This window comes from Mycobacterium sp. AT1, assembly GCF_002043095.1.
Taxonomy (GTDB): Bacteria; Actinomycetota; Actinomycetes; order Mycobacteriales; family Mycobacteriaceae; genus Mycobacterium.
In genome coordinates this window covers 1-19,034 of sequence record NZ_MVOC01000048.1, presented here as the reverse complement: position 1 = coordinate 19,034, position 19,034 = coordinate 1, and the positions used below count along the sequence as shown (strand labels likewise).

The following is a 19,034-nucleotide window of genomic DNA, read 5'->3' as shown; positions in this document are numbered from 1 at the left end:
AGCGGTTGACTGAGTATTCAGTCTATGCGAGAGTCCTATCACCGACAAGACGCGAACTGCGGGAGGCCCGGATGCCAGCCGAGATGCCGATACCCGGTCGACCTGCTCCGAATCGTCGCCAATTCCTCCAGCGCGCTGCACTTTTCGCCGCCGCGGCGCCCACCCTCGGCGCCTTCCTGGCCGCCTGCTCCAAGTCCGCGCCACCCTCCTCTGGGCCAACGCTGACGATCGCCAAACCGGATAGCCCGGTCAAATGGGACATCGCGAGCGACAATCAACCCATCGCGGACGGGCTGGCGCCGGAAAAGGGCGCCACCCTCAAGATCTACAACTACGCCGACTACCTCAGCCCGCAGGCCATCAAGGCGTTCGAGGACGAACACGGCTGCACGGTCGAGGTCTCGACCTTCAACGACGGCGACGAGGCCATCACCAAACTCCGCAGCGGAGTCGACTTCGACATCTACAACGCCAACTACACCGAGATGAGCAGGCTGGTGACGGGTGGGTTGCTGCGCCCGCTGAACCACACCTATCTTCCCAACATCTCCAACGTGTGGCCGAGCTTCACCAACCCCTGGTACGACCAGGGGTGGCAGTACACCGTGCCGTACACGATCTACACCACCGGAATGGGTTGGCGCAGCGACCAAGTGCCCGCCGACATCGGTGGACTGAAGAATCCGTACGAATCACTCTGGGACCCCGCCTACAAGGACAAGACGGCCATCATCGACGACTGGCACACCGCCATGGCGATGGTGCTGTTGAAGCAAGGCATCACCGACGTCAACACGTCGTCGGCCGACGACCTGAAGATGGTCGGCGAACAGCTCAGCGCCTTGGTGAAGGCGACGTCGCCCAAGGTCACGATCACGATGTACAGCGACATGCCGTCCGGCCAGATCGGACTGTGCCAGATGTGGTCCGGTGACGTCATCAACGCACAGTCCTATCTGCCCGAGGGGGTCGGGACGGACGTCCTGCAGTACTGGTTCCCGCAGGATGGCAAGGGGCTCGTCGACAACGACATGCTGGTCACCCTCAAGGGTGGCAAGAACCCCGTGCTGGCGCATCTGTTCCTCAACCACATGCTGGATCCCGCCGTCGCGAAGGAGAACTTCTCCGCAATCGGTTACCAGCCGCCGCAGAACACCCTGACCGCCGACTCGTTGATCGCCGAGGAGTTCATCCCCGAGAATCTGCGGTCAGCCATCGTCAAACCCGAATACTTCGACACCGGCTACCGACTGCTCGAATTGGACGCGGACAATGACGCGGCGTGGCACAACGTCTGGAACGCGTTCAACGCCGGCGGGTCCTAGCAGCGGTGCTGCAGCGGTCCCGCGAACCCAACGCCCGACTGTGGGCCGCCTTGGCCGCCCCCGGCATCGGCTGGCTGCTGCTGTTCTTCCTTGCCCCGCTGTACGTGGTGCTGGCGATCGTCTTCGGTCGCGTCGACCCGCTGTTCCGCACCGCCGTTCCGGTCTGGAACCCGTTGCAGTGGAACCCCTCTCAGTTCACCTACGTGCTGTCGCGGATCAGCCCCGACGGGGTCTACTTCCCCGCACTGCTGCGCACCGTCGGATACGTCGGCGCCGCAAGCGTCCTGTGCCTGGCGATCGCCTTCCCGGTGGCCTACTTCGTCGCCCGCCTGGCCGGCAAGCACAAGGGCATGTTGATCGCCTTGCTGATCGCGCCCTTCTGGATCAGCTACATGATGCGAATGTTGGCGTGGGTCAACCTCCTTCAGAACGACGGCCTGGTCAACCGGCTGCTGGGCGTCGGCGGGCTCTTCGACGTCACCGTGGACTGGCTCACCGGCCAGCCCGTCGTGGTGATTCTCGGCCTGGCCTACGGCTACGTCCCCTACATGATCCTGCCGCTCTACGCCGGGCTCGACCGGCTGTCGCAGCCGATGCTGGAGGCCTCCCGCGACCTCGGCGCGAGCCGTGTCTCGTCGTTCCTGCGGGTGACACTGCCGCTGTGCCGGCCGACGATCCTGGCCGCGGTACTGCTGACCTGCCTGCCCATGCTCGGTGACTACTTCACCAACGACTTGTTGTCCGCCTCGCCGAAGACCGCCATGGTCGGCAACCTCATCAACGACAGTGTGCAGGCGCCCGGCCAGACCGGTCAGGCCGGTGCCTTCGTGATGCTGGTGCTGCTTGCCACGGTCTTGCCGATGTTCTACTACGTCCGAGTCACGTTGCGCGGGGACGAGGTTCGGACGTGAGGGGCCCGGTCAGCTGGTTTCGCGATCCCTGGCGCCGCCCCCGCATTCTCGCCGCCATCACCGTCTTCTACCTGGTGTGGTCGCTGCTCCCGGTGCTGATCGCCGTGATGTTCTCCTTCAACGACGGCAGGTCGCGGACCAACTGGCAGGGGTTCTCGTTCCGGTGGTACTGGGGCGACCCGACCCGGTCGGTCTGGCACGACGCCAGCCTGCACACGGCACTGCTGCAGACGTTGAAGCTCGGCGTGATCGCCACCCTCGTCACCGTTCCGCTCGGCGTTCTCTTCGCGATCGGCGTCGACCGCTGGCGCGGCAGGCTGCCGTCCGGGGCGAACGTGCTGATGCTGATCTCCTTCGTCATCCCCGAGGTGCTGCTGGCCGTCGCGCTGCTGTTCGTGATGACGAACCTGGCGCTGCCGATCGGCCTCGGCACCTCGGCACAGGTGGTCGGCCTGGTGACCTATCAGGTGGCCTATCCCGCGGTCCTGGTGCGGGCCCGCCTGGCGACCATCGGCAAGCAATACGAAGAGGCGGCAACGGATCTCGGCGCCTCCCCGCTCGGGTCACTGTGGCGGGTCACGATGCCGATGCTGATGCCGGCCATCTTCGCGAGCACCGTGCTGGTCTTCGCCGACGTCATCGACGACTTCGTGCTGGTGCGCTATCTGTCGGCGGGATCCTCGACCGAACCGGTCTCGGTGAAGATCTACAACACCGCGCGAGCCGCTCCGACGCCTGCGCTCAACGCGCTGGCCACCCTGCTGCTCCTTGCCGCGCTGGCCGCCGTCGTCGTCGGGTATCTGGTGTACCGCCGGATGACGCGCGGCGACGCCACGGGAGCCGACCGGGGTCTCGCCGCGTTCGCCGGCGAGGCCTGAGCCCGGCCCCTCGCGCGGGGGGCGTCCACGGACTATCCTGACTGTATGTTCAAACAGCACTTGAGCAATTCTTCCTCCTCGCGTCCGGACCCGGCACCCGTTCCGGCCGACGATCTCGCCGCGAGCCTGGCCCCGTTCGGCGCCTCCCGCATGCTGCCCCGCGAGGCGTACGTCGACCCGGCGGTCTTCGAGTGGGAGCAGCGCAACGTCTTCTCCGGCTGGAAGTGCGTCGGCCACGCCGCCGACATGGCGGGCACGGGTTCGCAGCGGGCCATCGGCTCCGGTGCCGACGGAATGCTGTTGGTAAGCGGCGACGACGGCGTGATCCGCGCCTTCGCCAACACGTGCCGCCACCGCGGCCACGAGCTACTCGCGTGCGGCACCACTGCGAAGCGGCGCGGCATCGTGTGCCCCTACCACTCCTGGTCGTACCGACTCGACGGGAGTCTGCGCAGCGCACCGGGATTCGACGACAGCTTCAACCACGGCGAGTTCGGCCTGACCGAACTGCGGCTGGTCGACTGGCACGGCTGGTTGTTCGTCGACGCCAGCGGTACCGACGTCGAATTCACCGACCACGTCGCCGGCCTCGAAGACGTGGTGAGCGGCTACCGGCCCGAGGATCTGGTGATCGTCGCCCGCCACTCCTACGAGCTGGCCACCAACTGGAAGGTCATCGCCGAGAACTACCAGGAGTGCTACCACTGCTCGACCATTCACCCCGAGCTCTCCAAGATCAGCCCGCCCACCAGCGGGGAGAACCTGCACTTCGAGGGTTCGTGGATGGGCGGCTGGATGTCGATGATCGAAGGCGCCGAGACGATGTCGTTCACCGGCAAGAGCGGTGGCGTGGCGATCAAGGGGCTGTCCGAACACGAGCTGAGCACCGTGATGTACCTGGTCGGCTTCCCGAACCTCCTCGTCAGCCTGCACCCCGACTACGTCATGACGCACCTGATGACCCCACTCGCGGCCGACCGCACCCACGTCGAATGCGCGTGGGCCTTCCCGAAGGACGTTGCGGCCCAAGAGGGTTTCGATCCGTCCTATGCCGTGGACTTCTGGGATCTGACCAACCGACAGGACTGGGCGGCATGCGAGTCCGTCCAACGCGGTCTGAGCTCACCGCATGCCAGGCCGGGCCCGCTGGCTCCCGACGAGGACGGCGTCTACCAGTTCGTCACCCGTGTTGCCCGTTCGTACCAGGGCCGAAGTCACGCTGCTGACGCGTCGGCGTGACCGTCACCGTCTGAGTCGAGGTTTGAGTCGAGGTCTGGGTGTCGGTCTCGACGGACGTGCTCACCGTCGGGGTCACCGTCTGGGTGTCGGTCTCGGTGTTGGTCACCGTGGCGGGGGCTTGAGCGCCGCCACCACCGTCGTTGCTACCGCTCGACGAATGTTGTCGATGTGTCGTGCTGGTGGTAGTCGGGGTGGTGCTGGTCGTGGTGGTTGCGGTGGTCGACGGAGAGGTGGTGCCGGTGGACCCGCAGGCCACGGTCAGCGCACCCATGGCGACCGCAGCCGCCAGTCCAACCGTCGCGCTCAGGCGTCGAGAAGTTTTGGTCACGAACGACATTCCTACGCACGCCAGCTGTGAGATCCGCTGAGACACGGTTGGGGATGGGCGTACCGTCTGCTGTCAACCTCGGGGCGGGACTCCGTTCGGGCCCTCGGTCGACTGCGCGTAGGTACCGACGGCGAAGGCCACCGCGGGACCGGTGATGGTCAGGGTGGCCCTGTCGACGTTGGCAATGGTGTCGCTGCGCCGTTGATAGTTGGGGTCGAAGGCTACCCCGGCGCGGCCACCCCACAGCCTGGCTTGCGTCGCGGTCTTGCGCTGCGATGAGCCGGTGGTGATGCCGCCGATGGGTATTCCGGCGCGCAGGAACGCGCTGTAGTCGCTGGCCAGACCCAGCGGGAGATCGGCTGGCCGCACCCCGGCGAGGTTGAGGTATCCGGCCAGCGTCCGTTCGACCCCGGCCGATCCGGCGGGCACCCGCGCGGCCGGGACGTCGGGGTTGGGTTGGCCCGACTGGTCGCCGTCGAGGGTGAAGTAGCCCGCATTGGTGGAACCGAGCAGGTCGAAGTCGAGATACATTGCGACGTCGTTCAACCCGGCGTCGCCAAGGCCCGCCACGTACTTGGTCGAACCCTGAAGTCCGGTTTGCTGGGCGCCCCAGAAGACGAACCGCACGGCGTTGGTGACCGTCGGCGAACCACCCAGTTGCACTGCGGTTTCCAGTACCGCGGCGACACCAGACCCGTTGTCGTTGAGGCCCGGACTGTCCAGCGCCGAGTCGAGATGCGCTCCCGCCACGACGACGTTGTGCGGATCACCGGTCTTGGTCTGCGCCACCACGCTTCGCGACTTCACGACCGCGTTCTTGGCGTTGAGGGTGAGCCGAACGTCCGCGGTGGTGCGGCGCAGCGCCGCGTCGGCGGTCTCGTCGATCACCGCGACCGGCGACGTGAGCTGCTGGTAGTACCCCGGCGTGAACAAGCCTGCCGGACTGCCATTTTCGTCGGGATCGCTCACGACGAGCACGCCGACCGCTCCCCGGCCAACGGCCGCGTTCTGCTTGTCGACCACCGAGCAGTCCTTGTCGTCGACGATCGCGAGTGCACCGCGAACGTTGACCGACCCGTATGCGGCAGCGGTACAGCCGGACGACTTCTCCGGCCGCAGGGTGACGGCACTGAGTCCGCCCGGCGCAGTGGTCACCAACGGCGACGCCTGGGTTACCGAGAAGCTACGGCCCGAGACGACGAGGGACGGCCGCCCCGGTGACGACATCGCGAGCCGGTCGAACTCCGGCGTTTCGACGTCGAAACCCTTGTCGCGCAGCATCTTGGCAACGTAGTCGACGCTCGCGTCGAAGCCGGGCGTCCCGTCGGCCCTGCTGTTGCCGTTGGCGGCGGCGATGTCCGACAGCTTCTCGAGGTGTGCGTACATGCCGTCGGCGGTCACCTTGTCAGCGAGCTCGCGGGCGGAGAGAGCCGCGGGTGCAGGGGGTGATGTCTGCGACGAGCAGCCGGCCACCAACATCAGGCATGCCGCGATCAGTACCGACTTCACGACTCCGACACCACGTGACGGGTGCGGTCGTCGCGGGCGGGGACGCCGTTGCGCCCGCCGTCGTCCTTGGCGTAGACGCCGATGGCGTATGCGACGCCCTTGCCCTGAATGTCGAGCGCGGTGCGGTCGAGATGGGCGTAGGTGTCCGAACTCTCGTGATAGTTCGGGTCGAACGGTTGATCGGCCGCACCGCCCCAGAGCTTTGCTTCGTCGGCAGTCATCTTGTCCTCCGCGCCGGAGAACAGCCCACCCGCCGGGATGCCCGCCTGCGTGAAGCCGTCGTAGTCGGAGCGCCCGTCGAAGCTGGTGTCGCGCGGTTCCTTACCCGCGTCATTCAGATAGGCGGACAACAGGCGTTCGATGCCCGCCGATCCCTCGGGGACCCGCGGCACGTCGGGAGTGGGTGGCGCCGACTGATCGCCGTCGTAGGTGAAGTATCCGGGGTTCGGTGAGGCCAGCATGTCGAAGTTGAGGTAGAGCGCGATGTCCTTGAGCGCCTCGACGTCGAGGGTCTTGACGTACTCGGTGGACCCGACCAGGCCCTCCTCCTCGGCCGCCCAGAACCCGAATCGCACGGCGTTCTTGATGTCGGGCGAACTACCAAGTTGCACAGCGGTTTCCAGTACGGCGGCCACACCGGACCCGTTGTCGTTGATGCCGGGCCCCTCTCGCACGCTGTCGAGATGGGCGCCCGCCATGACGACGTTGTCGGTCGCCCCTGTCTTGGTCTGCGCGATCACGTTGCGGGTGTGGTCGACGCGAACGCCCGCGTTGACGGCGATCGTCGTCTCGGCGGGTTCGTCGCGCAGGCGCGCTCCGTCATCCTTGGAGATGCTGACGGCGGGGATCTTCACCTCGGTGCCCTCCCCCAGGGTGCCGCCACCGATGTCGTCTCCGCCCTCGTTGTTCGCCACGATTACGGCGACCGCGCCACGTTCGGCGGCGACGACCTGTTTGTCACCGAACGGACACGCGCCGCGGTCGACGAGGACGACGGCACCCGCGACGTCGAGCCCGTCATAGTCCGACGCCTTGCATCCCGGCCGTGGCCCGGTGCGGGCGGGCACCAGGCGTCCCGCGACCCCGCCCTTCGGCGTGCCGGCCGTGTACATGAGTGGTGCGGCCTTGATCCGTTGTCCGCCGACGGTCACGACGGGTTCGTCGGCGAACGGAATGCGGACCTCGAAGTCATCGGTCTGCACGTCGAAGCCCTTGTCCCGCAACGTCTGGACGACGTAGTCGACGCTGGCGTCGTAACCGGGTGAGCCGAGCGCCCGGTTCCCGCCGTTGGCATCGGCGATGTCCTGCAGCTTCTTGAGGTGCGCCATCATCGCGTCGGTCGAGACGCGGTCCTTCAGTGCGATCGCGAAGTCAGACGGCGAGGTCGCCGCCGGCTCGGCGGCCTCCTTGCCACATCCGGCGACACCCGCCGCCAACACCGCCGCCGTCAAGGCAGCCCCTACCGTCCGTGATCTCCGCCGCATCGCCCCAACGTTAGTCACGCTTGGCGGAATACCTCCGACGCCATGCCAGTTGATTGACATGTCACGCAAATGCGCGCACCCTCGAACCTACACCGAGGCACCCCAGGAGGAGCAGACATGGGATCAATGGACGGGAAGAACGCCCTCGTCACCGGCGGCACCGCAGGCATCGGCCTCGCGTCCGCAGTTGCGCTGGCCGAGGCGGGAGCACATGTCTTCCTGACCGGTCGCAATCAAGACACCATCGACGCGGCGGTGGCGTCGATCGGGTCGTCGGCAACCGGCATCCGCAGCGACGTCAGCGACCCGGCCCAGCTGGACGCCATCGTCGACGCGATCACCGCCCACGGCGGCGGTCTCGACGCGGTGTTCACCAACGCGGGCGGCGGCGAGTTCGCCACCCTCGAAGAGGTGACCGTCGAGCACTACCTCGACACCTTCAACCGCAACGTCGCCGGCACGATGTTCACCGTGCAGAAGGTGCTGCCCCTGCTGAACGACGGCGCCTCGGTCATCCTGTCGGGCTCGACGTCGGCGTCACGGGGCATCCCCTCCTTCGGCGTCTACGCCGCGTCCAAGGCCGCCGTCCGCTCGTTCGGTCGCACCTGGGCCGCCGAGCTGGCACCGCGCGGCATCCGGGTCAACACCCTGGTGCCCGGTCCGGTGGAGACCCCGGGACTCGTCGGCCTCGCCCCGGCCGGCGGCGAGAAGGAACTGCTGAAGAATCTGACCGCCGACGTGACGCTCGGACGCATCGGGCAGCCCAACGAGATCGGCGCGGCGGTGGTGTTCCTCGCCTCGCCTGCCAGCAGCTTCATGACGGGCAGCGAGATGTTCGTCGACGGCGGCGAGGTGCAGACCTAAGTCGTCCAGACGCGAGTCACTCAGGCGCGGGGGGCCACTCGGGCGTCGGCAGCGTGCCTTCGCGCAGGATCGTTCGATAGACCAGGTCGAGGAGATCACCCATCTCCTCGACCTGGTCGTCGTGGAGGTCGGAGAAGAACAACGTGCGCACCCAGGCGACGTGCTTTGGCGCCGCCACCCGCAACGTCTTGAGCCCGGCGTCGGTCAGCACGGCGTCGGTCGCCCGGCCGTCGGTTTCGGACTGCACCCGGTCGACCAGGCCGCGGCTCGCCATCCGCTGCAGGTGATGCGACAGCCGGCTGCGCTCCCAGCCGATGGTGATTGCCAACTGGGAGAGCCTCGTCCGGCGCCCCTGCGCGGCGGAGAGCGCGTTCATCACCGTGTAGTCGGCGAGCGAGAGTCCGCACTCGGCCTGCAGGTGCCGGTTCATCTCGTATTCCAACCGGTGGTAGACGCTCATGTAGTTCAACCACGTTCGCCCTTGCGACGGCGACAACCACACGGTCATCCCGCCATCATCACGATCGGTGATACTTCACGCAAATCAGATCGGCCACCGCGCGCATTCCGGCGGCGTTGGGGTGCAGCGGAGCCGCCCGCCCCGGCAGCGGAACCCCGAACCTCGTCGTCCACGGATCGGCCGACCACGGGTGATGGTCACGGCTCGCGGCGGCTGCCCGCACCAGTTCGCAGCCCGTCGCCGCGGCGGCCTCCGCGGTGAGGCGCTCCAGAGCGTCGGCGATTCGACGACCCGTCTCGGCGTCTTCCTCTGACAGCGGAGGTGCGGGAATCCCCTTCGGCGGCAACAGAGTCAGGTAGTCGACGAACAGAACCCGAGCCGACGGTGCACGGCGCCGCACCTCCGCGCCGACGGCCGTCAGCGAGTTCCCGACCGCGGCCAGCGCCGCATCACGCGCGCCGCCGTCTAGTTGACCGCGGACGATCCGACCCAGAACAGGAAGAGACCGGGTCCAGCGCGGTAGGCCCGCGGCGTAGAGCAGGGGGACGTAACCTGCGTCGTTGCCGCCGATGGTGATGGTCACCAGACTCTCGGTGCCGTCGAGCGCCTCGATCTGCGGCGGCGCGCCGCGTTGACGCTCGGAAAGCACATTGGCCGTGGTGGCGCCCGAGAACGTCACGTCGACGAGATCGTAGGACAGCCGCGCCGCGACGAGGTGCGGGTAGTTGACCGCCGACCGGCCCGAACCCATGGGCGCGCCCGCCGCCTTCGGCTTGATCCCCGGGCCCGCCGCCATCGACGACCCGAGCGCCACGTAGCGGTTGCCCACCGGCATCAGTTGGCGGGGCTCGACGCTTGCGCCCAGAACCGCTTCGGTATTCGACCGGCCTGGCGCGCGAGCCGGCCCGCCGTGACCGCAGACGCCATCGCCGCCGCCATCATGGGTGGGTCGGCGGCCCTGGTGACGGCGGTCGCCAAAAGCACCGCGTCGCATCCGAGTTCCATCGCCTGCGCGGCGTCGCTTGCGGTGCCGATCCCCGCGTCGAGGACGACGGGCACGTTCGCCCGCTCGACGATCATCTCGATGTTGTGGGGATTCGCGATGCCGAGGCCCGTCCCGATCGGCGACCCCAGCGGCATCACCGCCGCACACCCGATGTCTTCGAGCCGTCGCGCCAGCACCGGGTCGTCATTGGTGTAGGCCAGCACTACGAAGCCGTCGTCGACCAGTTGCTCTGCGGCCCTGACCAATTCGATGCCGTCGGGCAGCAGTGTCCGCTCGTCGGCGATGACCTCGAGCTTGACCCACTCGGTGCCAAGCGCTTCGCGGGCCAGCTGGGCCGTCAACACCGCTTCGGCCGCCCCTCGACAACCGGCGGTGTTGGGCAACGGGGTGATGCCCAACCGGTTCAGCAGGTCGAGCACCCCGGTGCCCCCTTCGGCGTCCACCCGGCGCATCGCCACCGTTGTCAGCTCGGTCCCAGAGGCGACGAGCGCATCCTCGAGCACTGCGAGGTTGGCGGCCCCGCCAGTGCCGAGAATCAGCCGCGAGCCGAAGCTACGGCCCGCGATGGTCAGCTTGGATTCCGCCACCAGCTTCGACTCAACCACCCTGCACCGCCGTCACCACTTTCACCTTCGCACCGTCGGCGAGTCCGCGGCTCCAGTCCGACCGCGGAACCACCGTCCAGTCGACCGCGACCGCGATGCCCTTCTCAGGAATGCCAAGCGTCGCCAACAGATCGGCGACACTCATCCCGTCGTCGACGTCGACGAATTCGTCGTTGACCTCAATCTTCATGCGGGCACACCAACTTTCAACTCGGCCGCGATCGTGGCGGCGGTCCACGGAGCCAGCAGGAAACCAGAGCGGCCGTGGCCCGCGGCGACGAGCGTGCGGTCGTCCAGCCTGGCGACCAACGGCAGGTTGTCGGGGGTCATCGGGCGCAAGCCGGCCGCACACTCGGCCAGCTCGTACTCGCCAAGCGCCGGCATGACCTCGCACGCGTCGTCCAGGAGTTCGCGGACGCCGGCCACCGTGGGTGCGGTGTCCCTGCCGTGCTCGTACTGCGTCGCCCCCACCACAACGCCGTCGGCGCGCGGCACCAGGTACACCTGCCTACCGTGCACCCTGGCTCGAATAACTCTCTGCGGCAACGGCATACAACCACGTCGCCACCGAAGTCGCAGAACCTCGCCCTTGACCGGTCGGATCGGCAGACCGGGCCACAACGACGGCGCGTCGACGCCATTGGCGATCACCGCGACGTCGGCGTCACGCACTTCGTCCAACGACTGCGCCGGACCCGCCCACGTCACCCCGAGAGTTTCGCACTGTTCCGCCAACGCGGTCAGCAGCGCCCGGTTGTCCACCGCCAGTTCGGTGTCGGCGACGAACCCGTGCCGGATGCCCGACGCCAAAAGCGGTTCGAGATCACGCGCGGATCTGGTCGTCGTCACCGGATGCCCTTGGGCGCCAAGCCATTCCCCGATCGTGGCCAAATCCGCCGCATCGGCGCGGTCGACGGCGACCACCAGCGACTGCCTGGCGGTGACGACGTCGGAGGGCAGCCCGTCCAGGAAGTCGTCGTGCCACATCGCCAACGAGGCGAGCCCGATCTGCAGTAGCCGCTCTTCACCAGGCCAGCCCTCGCCGAGTGGGGCGATCATGCCGCCGCCCACCCAGGAGGCGCCGCGCACGTCGTCCCGGTGCACCCGCACGGTCCAACCGTCGAGGGCCGCGCGGCGGGCAACCGACAATCCGATGACGCCGCCACCGATGACGGCCAATGAGTGCCTACGCACGGTTCCATCCTTCCTACGCCGGCATGACCCGGATCAGGTGTGACGGTAAGGGTGAACGCACCCACTCTCAGCCCCCGATCTCGGGACTCCCGCGTCGCGTGTTCAAGGGTACCCACCAATCGCTAACGTTCGCGGTATGTCCTTCGATCGTCGTCAGCGACTCGCGACCGCCCGGCTCTATCTGTGCACCGACGCCAGGCGGGAGCGCGGCGATCTCGCCGAGTTCGCCGACGCCGCTCTTGCGGGTGGCGTCGACGTCATCCAGCTCCGCGACAAGGGCTCGGCGGGTGAGAAACAGTTCGGCCCGCTGGAGGCGCGCGGCGAGCTCGCCGCCCTCGAGGTGCTCGCCGATGCGGCGCGCCGCCACGGCGCGCTGTTCTCCGTCAACGACCGAGCCGACGTCGCACGCGCCGCCGGGGCCGACATCCTGCACCTCGGCCAGGACGACCTGCCGCTCTCCGTCGCCAGGGACGTCATCGGTCCGGAGCCACTGATCGGGCGGTCCACCCATGACGCCGAGCAGGCCGGCGCCGCCACCAGGGAGGCCGTCGACTACTTCTGCGTCGGCCCCTGCTGGCCGACCCCGACCAAACCAGGACGCACGGCACCAGGACTCGACCTGGTACGGACGGCCGCCGCACTGGACGGTGAGATGCCGTGGTTCGCCATCGGCGGGATCGACCTGGACCGGGTGCCCGAGGTGCTCGCCGCGGGAGCCCGTCGGATCGTGGTGGTGCGCGCCATCACCGCCGCCGATGATCCCGCCGCGGCGGCCAGAACCTTGCTCAACGCTCTGGGGTGACCTCGAACGGGAGCGACGCCGACTCGGTGCGCAGCCGCTCCCAGCTGGCGGCGAAGCCGGGATGCAGCGGCATGTCGGCAACTTCGTCCTCCGGGACCCAGCGCAGCTCCGAGCTCTCCCGGTTGGGCACCGTATGCAACGGCTCTGGCGCGTCGGCGATGACCGTCGTGTAGGTCCAGGACACGCCCTCCGGCTCGAACGTCACGACCTCGAGCCGCACCACCAGCTGGTCTGGTGACAGGCCGGCCTCCTCATGCGCTTCGCGGACGGCGGCCTGCTCGACGGTCTCGTGGCTGTCGCGGGCTCCGCCCGGCAAGCCCCACGTTCCGCCCTGATGGCTCCACGGCGCACGATGCTGGAGCAGTACGGCGGCGCGCCCGTCGGGGCGTGGCGCCCGCAGCAGCAGTCCGGCCGCGCCGTGCAGGCCCCAGAAGTGCGCGCCATCCGTCGAACTGACCCAACCGTCCCCGTCACCACGCACGCCACCCAGGATAGGGAAGGGACGACGAACATGGGTGTCGGCGATTGTCCCGCGCGTCCCGCCCCCTCCTCTTAGAATTCCTTTACAGTTGTGGAGTCGGGAAAGCAGACCGAAAGCAGAGGTCCACGCACAGGTGACCGTGGAGTTGGCGCACCCTTCCACCGAGCCCCTTGCGTCGCGCTCGCAAACCAGACCAGCGCACCCACGCTGGTGGTTCCTCTGGACCACCCCCGGCCGCATCCTCACGATCGGATTCGTCCTCGCCGCGATGGTCATCGCGTGCGCCTTCGCGACGTCGACCACCATCAACAACCGCCAGCAGGCGCTGACCAACGTGCTCGACCACACCGAGCCGCTGTCGTTCGCGGCAGGTCAGCTCTACACGACACTGTCCGTCGCCGACGCCGCCGCCGCGACCGCCTTCATCTCGGGAGCCGAACCCCGAGCCGTCCGGCAGCGATACGAACAGGCCATCACCGACGCGTCCGTCGCGGTGACGCGCGCGTCGAGCGGCCTCACCGACGACGAGATGGTACGGCTGCTCGGCCGCGTCAACGCCCAACTCGCCGTCTACACCGGCCTCGTCGAGACCGCCCGCACGAACAACCGCGCCGGCAACCCGGTCGGCTCGTCGTACCTGTCGGAGGCCTCGTCGCTCATGCAGACGCAGATCCTCCCCAACGCCCAGCGGTTGTACGAGGAGACCAGCAAGCAGGTCGACACCGAGACGACCGCCTCGACCAGGATCCCCGCCCCGGTCATCTTGGTGGTTCTTGCGACCCTGATGTTCGGTGCGTTCGCGAACCGGTGGCTGGCAAGGCGCACCCGCAGACGCGTCAACGTCGGCTTCGTCGCCGGGGGTCTTGCCGTGCTGATCATGATCGTGTGGGTCGGCACGGCGCTGACGATCTCGACCGCCGACAGTCGCAGCGCCAAGAGCACCGCGGCCGAATCCCTCAAGACCGTCACCACCATGGCCATCACCGCGCAGCAGGCGCGCGCGGACGAGACGCTGTCCTTGATCCGCCGCGGCGACGAGGGCGTCCGCAAGCAGTCCTACTACCAGCGCATCGACACGATGCAGCAACAGCTCGCCGGATACCTGGGGCGCGACGACGCCATCGACAAGGCCGACCTTGCCGACGCCGAACAACTGCTGAGACGCTGGCGGGCCGCCGACGACCGGATCAACGCCTACATCGCGGTCGGCAACTACCAGGCCGCCACGCAGGTGGCCCTCGGCACGGGCGAGGACGACTCGACGCCGGCCTTCGACAAGCTCGACGCCGCACTGACCAAGGGCATCGGCGAGAGTCGCCAGCAGCTGCGCAACGACATCGTCAACGCCCGCCGGGTGCTGTCCGGCGCGACGGTCGGCGCGGCGGTGCTGAGCATCATCGCGGCGATCGCGGTGGCGCTGGGGCTGTGGCCGAGGTTGAGTGAGTACCGATGAAGGTTTTGACGAAGGCCTTGGCGGTGCTCGCGGCGGTGACGACCGTCGCCGGGTGCAGCCAGACCGCGCCCGTCGTCAGCGTGCCGAGCGTGACGTTGGCCCCTCCGACGCCCGCTGGCATGACGGAAGCCGCGCCGGAGCCCGCATTGCCTCCCGACCCCGACGACGACGGCGACAACTGCACGGCGAGCCTGCGTCCGTTCACCTCCAAGGCCGATGCCGACGACGCCGTCACCAACATCCGCAATCGGGGCAGGCTCATCGTCGGCCTCGACATCGGGAGCAACCTGTTCAGCTTCCGCGACCCCATCACCGGTGAGATCACCGGCTTCGACGTCGACGTCGCTGGCGAAGTGGCCAGGGACATCTTCGGCACGCCGTCGCAGGTCGAGTACCGCATCCTGTCGTCAGCCGATCGCATCGCGGCGCTGCAGAACAATCAGGTCGACATCGTCGTCAAGACCATGAGCATCACGTGTGCGCGCAAGGAACTGGTCAACTTCTCCACCGAGTACCTGGCGGCCACCCAGCGCATCCTGGCGCCCCGCGACTCGCCGATCAGCCAAGCCTCAGATCTTGCCGGCAAGCGGGTGTGCGCGGTGTCGGGGACCACGTCGCTCGATCGCGTCCGGCAGGTCAGCCCGCCGCCGGTCATCGTCGAGGTGGTGACGTGGGCCGACTGCCTGGTTGCACTTCAGCAGCGTCAGGTCGACGCCGTCAGCACGGATGACTCCATTCTCGCCGGGTTGGTGAGCCAGGACCCGTACCTGCACATCGTCGGACCGTCGATGGCCAAGGAGCCCTACGGAATCGGGATCAACAAGGAGAACACCGGCCTGGTGCGGTTCGTCAACGGAACCCTCGAGCGAATCCGCCGCGATGGGACGTGGAACACGTTGTACCGCAAGTGGTTGACGGTGCTCGGCCCGGCACCCGCGCCACCCTCGCCGAGGTACGAGTCCCAATGACCGCGCCAGACGAGGACGAGGCCTACCCGGGTACTCAGCCTGCCGACGCCATGGCCTACGACTCGCTGGCGACGCTGCGGCCGATGGCCACCCAGGCCGTCTTCCGGCCGAACTTCGACGATTCCGACAGCTTCTCGGTGGGCACCGTCGAGACCGATCCACACGAACAGATGACCATGATGACGCGGCAGTGGTCCCCGATCCGGCGGCTCGGTGGCGGTCTGGTGGAGGTGCCGCGGGTACCTGAACGCGATCCGCTGGAAGCGTTGATGACCGACCCGGTCGTCGCCGAGGTCAAGCGGTTCTGCTGGAACTGTGGCAAGCCGGTGGGTCGCTCGACCTCCGACGGCGAGGCGCTCTCCGAGGGCTGGTGCCCGCACTGTGGCAGCCCGTACTCCTTTCTGCCACAGCTGAGTCCGGGCGACATGGTGGTCGACCAGTACGAGATCAAGGGATGCATCGCGCACGGCGGTCTCGGCTGGATCTACCTTGCGTTCGACAAGAACGTCAACGACCGGCCGGTCGTTCTCAAGGGCCTGGTCCACTCGGGTGACGCCGAAGCGCAGTCGATCGCGATGGCCGAGCGCCAGTTCCTCGCCGAGGTCACCCATCCCGGGATCGTGAAGATCTTCAACTTCGTCGAGCACGACGACAAGAACGGCGACCCCGTCGGATACATCGTGATGGAGTACGTCGGCGGGACGTCGCTCAAACAGGCCAAGGGACACAAGCTTCCGGTCGCCCAAGCGATTGCCTACATGCTCGAGATCCTGCCCGCCCTTGGTTACCTGCACTCCGTCGGCCTGGTCTACAACGACCTCAAGCCCGAGAACATCATGGTCACCGAGGAACAGCTCAAGCTGATCGACCTCGGCGCGGTGTCGCGGTTGAACTCGTACGGATTCCTCTACGGCACACCGGGATACCAGGCTCCCGAAATCGTCAAGACGGGGCCGACGATGGCCACCGACATCTACACCGTCGGCCGCACCCTGGCCGCCCTGACATTGGACTTGCGCACTCGCAACGGTCGATACGACGACGGCTTGCCCGAGGGCGATCCCGTTCTGCTGAAATATGATTCGTTCGGTCGACTGTTGCAGCGGGCCATCGACCCGGACCCTCGCCGGCGGTTCGCCAGCGCGGAGGAGATGTCCGGCCAGCTGATCGGCGTGCTGCGAGAAGTGGTCGCCCAAGACTCTGGGATGCCGCGGCCGGGCCTGTCGGCCGTGTTCAGCCCGTCGCGTTCGACGTTCGGCGTCGACCTCCTCGTCGCCCACACCGACGTGTACCTCGACGGTCAGGTGCATTCGGAGAAGCTCACCGCGCAGGAAATCGTCAGGGCACTGCAGGTTCCACTCGTTGACCCCGCCGACGTCGGGGCGGCGGTGTTGTCGGCGACGGTGCTCAGCCAACCCGTCCAAACTCTTGACTCGCTACGTGCGGCGCGCTATGGATCGCTGGATTCCGATGGCGGAGTTGATCTTTCAGAGTCCGTCGAGCTTCCACTCATGGAGGTGCGGGCACTCCTCGACCTTGGCGACGTGGCAAAGGCCAACCGCAAACTCGAAGATCTCGGCGAACGGACGGGTTGGCAATGGCGCCTGGTGTGGTTCCGCGCCGTGGCCGAGTTGCTTTCCGCGGACTATGAAAACGCCACCAAGCACTTCACCGAGGTCCTCGACACCCTGCCTGGCGAACTCGCGCCGAAGTTGGCGCTGGCCGCAACAGCGGAACTGAGCGGGACGTCCGACGAGCGACGGTTCTACAAGACCGTGTGGAACACCGACAACGGCATCATCTCGGCGGGCTTCGGCCTGGCCCGCACGCAGTCCGCCGCCGGCGAACGCGACGACGCCGTCACGACACTCGACCAGGTACCGCCCACCTCGAGGCACTTCACCACGGCTCGGCTCACCAGTGCCGTCACGCTGTTGTCCGGCCGCTCGGGCAGCGAGATCACCGAGCAGCAGATCCGCGACGCGGCACGGCGGGTGGAAGTGCTGCCAGACACCGAGCCTCGGGTGCTGCAGATTCGCGCCCTGGTACTCGGCACGGCGATGGACTGGTTGGCCGACAACGAGGCGAGCACCAATCACATCCTGGGCTTCCCCTTCACCGAGCACGGCCTCCGCCTCGGCGTCGAGGCGTCGCTACGCGGCCTGTCGCGCGTCGCGCCGACGCAGGAACACCGTTACGCGCTGGTGGATCTCGCCAACAGCGTGCGCCCTATGAGCACGTTCTAACCTCTCCGGAAGCGTTGATTCAGCTGCGGGTCGGCTTCCCACCAGAGGGCGGGTTCGGGTTCGGCTAGGTCTTCGATTTCGGCGTCGACTTCGCGCGCACGCCGCTTCTCGTGCGTGGACAGCCCCTTGAAGAGGACGGCCAGGAACGGAACGCCGAGGATGTCGCCGACGACCCAGAGGACGCCCGCGCCGACGGACTGGTCGGTCCTCGCGCTCGGACCCCAATTGCGTTGCAGACCAGCGTAGTAAGACTGCGCGATCAGCGGACCGAGCCACAGCACCAGGCCCAGCAGGCCGTCGCCGAGCGATTCGACGACGCTGATGCCGACGGAGAGCAGTGGCGGATAACGCCTCGGCACGGGGTCACTCTGCACCCTGGCGTAGAAATAGCCGAAGCCGATCACCACCAACAGGATTCGCGTCGCCGAGCCGGTCGCTCCCCCCATCGACGCCACGTACCACGGTGTCAGGTACAGCAGCCACGGCAGGCCGAGCATCGCCGCCGACGTGCACAGCGGCGAGGCGGCGACCCGGCACGCCCTTGACGCCAGCACGTGGTCGACCCGCCGGCGACCCGACTCCGGGAGGACGTTCCGAAGCGTGGTCACCGGCCTGCCGAGGGCGAGCAGGAAGGGGACGACGAACAACAGCGTCAGCACCTGCAGCGCCCGCATCCAGAACAGCACGGGCGCGTAGACCGCGATCGCACTGGACGTGGCGAGTCCCCAGGTGACGAGGCCGGCGGTAAAGCAGTACACGGGCGCACGTTCGGCGGGCGCGGTGCGCCGACACCAGGCATAGCCGAGGCCGAGGGCCACGATGAGCAGCAGTGCGGCGGGGTCCAGCTGCCACGCCTCGACCGCCACCCGAAGGGTCAGCGGAGTCTGGGCGGGCGACGGCACCAGCCGAAGCTATGTGTCCAACCTGGGAACTAACCGGTGGCGCTGAATTGTTCACAGCAGCAGATTCATCCGGCACCAACTAGCACGCGCCACCGACATTCCGCGCGGTTAGCGGGCGGGTTGTCCACAGGTTGCCATTCATCCACAGGGCCGCCGCTCCGGCCTGGTTTTAGTAGCTCGTCGCACATATTATCGAATGCATGTTCGATTGGCTGACGGGCTCGGCGACCGGCACTTCCGGTGCCGATGCTGTCGAGTCGTGGTCGCGGGTGGAGTCCGCCGCGTGCGCCCGTCGCGTCGCGGCGATGGCCGGCATGTTCGCGACCGCCTCCGCCGCCGACGGGTCCGGTGAGCGCGACCTGTGGTGCACCGACACCTG

Annotated in this window: 19 protein-coding genes and 1 riboswitch; of the genes, 9 read left to right on the top strand and 10 right to left on the bottom strand. The window is 67.6% G+C overall.

Translation table 11 applies throughout. From position 1 onward, the window contains the following. The first annotated feature begins 71 nt into the window (after positions 1 to 71). Genes B1790_RS21590 through B1790_RS21575 form a run of 4 tightly spaced genes read left to right on the top strand, consistent with a single transcriptional unit; the run spans position 72 to position 4,353 of the window. Positions 72 to 1,325 (top strand): spermidine/putrescine ABC transporter substrate-binding protein, encoded by a 1,254-nt coding sequence (locus B1790_RS21590; RefSeq protein WP_233165251.1) that lies wholly within the window; start codon positions 72 to 74, stop codon positions 1,323 to 1,325. After that, positions 1,283 to 2,236 (top strand): ABC transporter permease, encoded by a 954-nt coding sequence (locus B1790_RS21585; RefSeq protein ID WP_233165250.1) that lies wholly within the window; start codon positions 1,283 to 1,285, stop codon positions 2,234 to 2,236. The genes B1790_RS21590 and B1790_RS21585 overlap by 43 nt, the downstream gene beginning before the upstream one ends. Then, positions 2,233 to 3,114 (top strand): ABC transporter permease, encoded by an 882-nt coding sequence (locus tag B1790_RS21580; RefSeq protein WP_079925304.1) that lies wholly within the window; start codon positions 2,233 to 2,235, stop codon positions 3,112 to 3,114. Before B1790_RS21585 ends, B1790_RS21580 begins: the two co-directional genes overlap by 4 nt. Before the next feature lie 45 nt (positions 3,115 to 3,159). Next, positions 3,160 to 4,353 carry an SRPBCC family protein gene (locus B1790_RS21575; RefSeq protein WP_079925303.1) on the top strand — a complete coding sequence of 398 codons (1,194 nt, stop codon included), beginning with the start codon at positions 3,160 to 3,162 and terminating at the stop codon, positions 4,351 to 4,353. On the opposite strand, the gene B1790_RS34390 is transcribed toward B1790_RS21575, so the two are convergent. The 3 genes from B1790_RS34390 to B1790_RS21560 all read right to left on the bottom strand — a co-directional run bounded on the left by B1790_RS34390 (position 4,295) and on the right by B1790_RS21560 (position 7,674). Continuing rightward, positions 4,295 to 4,681, bottom strand: a complete 387-nt coding sequence (locus B1790_RS34390) for a hypothetical protein (RefSeq protein ID WP_142271443.1) — start codon at positions 4,679 to 4,681, stop codon at positions 4,295 to 4,297. The two genes, B1790_RS21575 and B1790_RS34390, sit on opposite strands and share 59 nt — an antisense overlap. A gap of 72 nt (positions 4,682 to 4,753) precedes the next feature. Then, positions 4,754 to 6,160 carry a M28 family peptidase gene (locus B1790_RS21565; protein ID WP_079925464.1) on the bottom strand — a complete coding sequence of 469 codons (1,407 nt, stop codon included), beginning with the start codon at positions 6,158 to 6,160 and terminating at the stop codon, positions 4,754 to 4,756. A gap of 26 nt (positions 6,161 to 6,186) precedes the next feature. Further along, on the bottom strand, positions 6,187 to 7,674 hold the full coding sequence (locus B1790_RS21560; RefSeq protein WP_079925301.1) for a M28 family metallopeptidase: 1,488 nt from the start codon (positions 7,672 to 7,674) through the stop codon (positions 6,187 to 6,189). 117 nt (positions 7,675 to 7,791) lie between these two features. Between B1790_RS21560 and B1790_RS21555 the strand changes: the two genes are divergently transcribed. Further along, positions 7,792 to 8,538: an SDR family oxidoreductase gene (locus tag B1790_RS21555; RefSeq protein ID WP_079925300.1), complete on the top strand. Its 747-nt coding sequence runs from the start codon at positions 7,792 to 7,794 to the stop codon at positions 8,536 to 8,538. A 16-nt stretch (positions 8,539 to 8,554) separates the two neighbouring features. Here the strand turns inward: B1790_RS21555 and B1790_RS21550 are convergent, their stop codons facing one another. The 5 genes from B1790_RS21550 to thiO all read right to left on the bottom strand — a co-directional run bounded on the left by B1790_RS21550 (position 8,555) and on the right by thiO (position 11,803). Next, positions 8,555 to 9,046 (bottom strand): MarR family winged helix-turn-helix transcriptional regulator, encoded by a 492-nt coding sequence (locus B1790_RS21550; protein ID WP_079925299.1) that lies wholly within the window; start codon positions 9,044 to 9,046, stop codon positions 8,555 to 8,557. Positions 9,047 to 9,056: 10 nt separating this feature from the next. Further along, complete coding sequence (locus tag B1790_RS21545; RefSeq protein WP_255407296.1) at positions 9,057 to 9,827, bottom strand: SGNH/GDSL hydrolase family protein; 771 nt, start codon at positions 9,825 to 9,827, stop codon at positions 9,057 to 9,059. Positions 9,828 to 9,832: 5 nt separating this feature from the next. Continuing rightward, complete coding sequence (locus B1790_RS21540) at positions 9,833 to 10,591, bottom strand: thiazole synthase (RefSeq protein WP_079925463.1); 759 nt, start codon at positions 10,589 to 10,591, stop codon at positions 9,833 to 9,835. 10 nt (positions 10,592 to 10,601) lie between these two features. Beyond that, positions 10,602 to 10,799: a sulfur carrier protein ThiS gene (thiS, locus tag B1790_RS21535; protein WP_079925297.1), complete on the bottom strand. Its 198-nt coding sequence runs from the start codon at positions 10,797 to 10,799 to the stop codon at positions 10,602 to 10,604. After that, a complete protein-coding gene (gene thiO, locus B1790_RS21530) occupies positions 10,796 to 11,803 on the bottom strand; it encodes a glycine oxidase ThiO (RefSeq protein ID WP_079925296.1) in 1,008 nt (335 codons plus the stop codon). The genes thiS and thiO overlap by 4 nt, the downstream gene beginning before the upstream one ends. Then, positions 11,796 to 11,906, bottom strand: a riboswitch (TPP riboswitch). It overlaps the preceding gene by 8 nt. Positions 11,907 to 11,939: 33 nt before the next feature. On the opposite strand from thiO, the gene thiE reads away from it, so the two are divergent. Then, on the top strand, positions 11,940 to 12,605 hold the full coding sequence (thiE, locus tag B1790_RS21525) for a thiamine phosphate synthase (protein ID WP_079925295.1): 666 nt from the start codon (positions 11,940 to 11,942) through the stop codon (positions 12,603 to 12,605). Here thiE and B1790_RS21520 read toward each other — a convergent pair. Further along, entirely contained in the window at positions 12,589 to 13,086 is a 498-nt protein-coding gene (locus B1790_RS21520) for an NUDIX hydrolase (RefSeq protein ID WP_079925294.1), read from the bottom strand. The genes thiE and B1790_RS21520 overlap by 17 nt on opposite strands. 133 nt (positions 13,087 to 13,219) lie before the next feature. On the opposite strand from B1790_RS21520, the gene glnX reads away from it, so the two are divergent. Genes glnX through B1790_RS21505 form a run of 3 tightly spaced genes read left to right on the top strand, consistent with a single transcriptional unit; the run spans position 13,220 to position 17,753 of the window. Then, the gene (glnX, locus tag B1790_RS21515; RefSeq protein WP_079925293.1) at positions 13,220 to 14,539 is read left to right on the top strand and encodes a protein kinase G-activating protein GlnX; all 1,320 of its coding nucleotides are present in this window, start codon (positions 13,220 to 13,222) and stop codon (positions 14,537 to 14,539) included. Then, entirely contained in the window at positions 14,536 to 15,507 is a 972-nt protein-coding gene (locus B1790_RS21510; protein WP_079925292.1) for a glutamate ABC transporter substrate-binding protein, read from the top strand. The genes glnX and B1790_RS21510 overlap by 4 nt, the downstream gene beginning before the upstream one ends. Continuing rightward, positions 15,504 to 17,753 (top strand): serine/threonine-protein kinase PknG, encoded by a 2,250-nt coding sequence (locus B1790_RS21505; RefSeq protein WP_079925291.1) that lies wholly within the window; start codon positions 15,504 to 15,506, stop codon positions 17,751 to 17,753. The genes B1790_RS21510 and B1790_RS21505 overlap by 4 nt, the downstream gene beginning before the upstream one ends. Here the strand turns inward: B1790_RS21505 and B1790_RS21500 are convergent. Further along, positions 17,750 to 18,655: a cytochrome c oxidase assembly protein gene (locus B1790_RS21500; RefSeq protein WP_142271442.1), complete on the bottom strand. Its 906-nt coding sequence runs from the start codon at positions 18,653 to 18,655 to the stop codon at positions 17,750 to 17,752. The genes B1790_RS21505 and B1790_RS21500 overlap by 4 nt on opposite strands. Positions 18,656 to 19,034: the final 379 nt, after the last annotated feature.

What these genes read in the sequence shown, in the direction of transcription:
- B1790_RS21510 (WP_079925292.1), top strand. Translation starts at nt 14,536, where the DNA reads ATGAAGGTTTTGACGAAGGCCTTGGCGGTGCTCGCGGCGGTGACGACC.
- B1790_RS21565 (WP_079925464.1), bottom strand. Translation starts at nt 6,160, where the DNA reads ATGTTGGTGGCCGGCTGCTCGTCGCAGACATCACCCCCTGCACCCGCG.
- B1790_RS21550 (WP_079925299.1), bottom strand. Translation starts at nt 9,046, where the DNA reads ATGACCGTGTGGTTGTCGCCGTCGCAAGGGCGAACGTGGTTGAACTAC.
- B1790_RS21590 (WP_233165251.1), top strand. Translation starts at nt 72, where the DNA reads ATGCCAGCCGAGATGCCGATACCCGGTCGACCTGCTCCGAATCGTCGC.
- B1790_RS21575 (WP_079925303.1), top strand. Translation starts at nt 3,160, where the DNA reads ATGTTCAAACAGCACTTGAGCAATTCTTCCTCCTCGCGTCCGGACCCG.
- thiS (WP_079925297.1), bottom strand. Translation starts at nt 10,799, where the DNA reads ATGAAGATTGAGGTCAACGACGAATTCGTCGACGTCGACGACGGGATG.
- B1790_RS21560 (WP_079925301.1), bottom strand. Translation starts at nt 7,674, where the DNA reads ATGCGGCGGAGATCACGGACGGTAGGGGCTGCCTTGACGGCGGCGGTG.
- B1790_RS21505 (WP_079925291.1), top strand. Translation starts at nt 15,504, where the DNA reads ATGACCGCGCCAGACGAGGACGAGGCCTACCCGGGTACTCAGCCTGCC.
- B1790_RS21555 (WP_079925300.1), top strand. Translation starts at nt 7,792, where the DNA reads ATGGGATCAATGGACGGGAAGAACGCCCTCGTCACCGGCGGCACCGCA.
- thiE (WP_079925295.1), top strand. Translation starts at nt 11,940, where the DNA reads ATGTCCTTCGATCGTCGTCAGCGACTCGCGACCGCCCGGCTCTATCTG.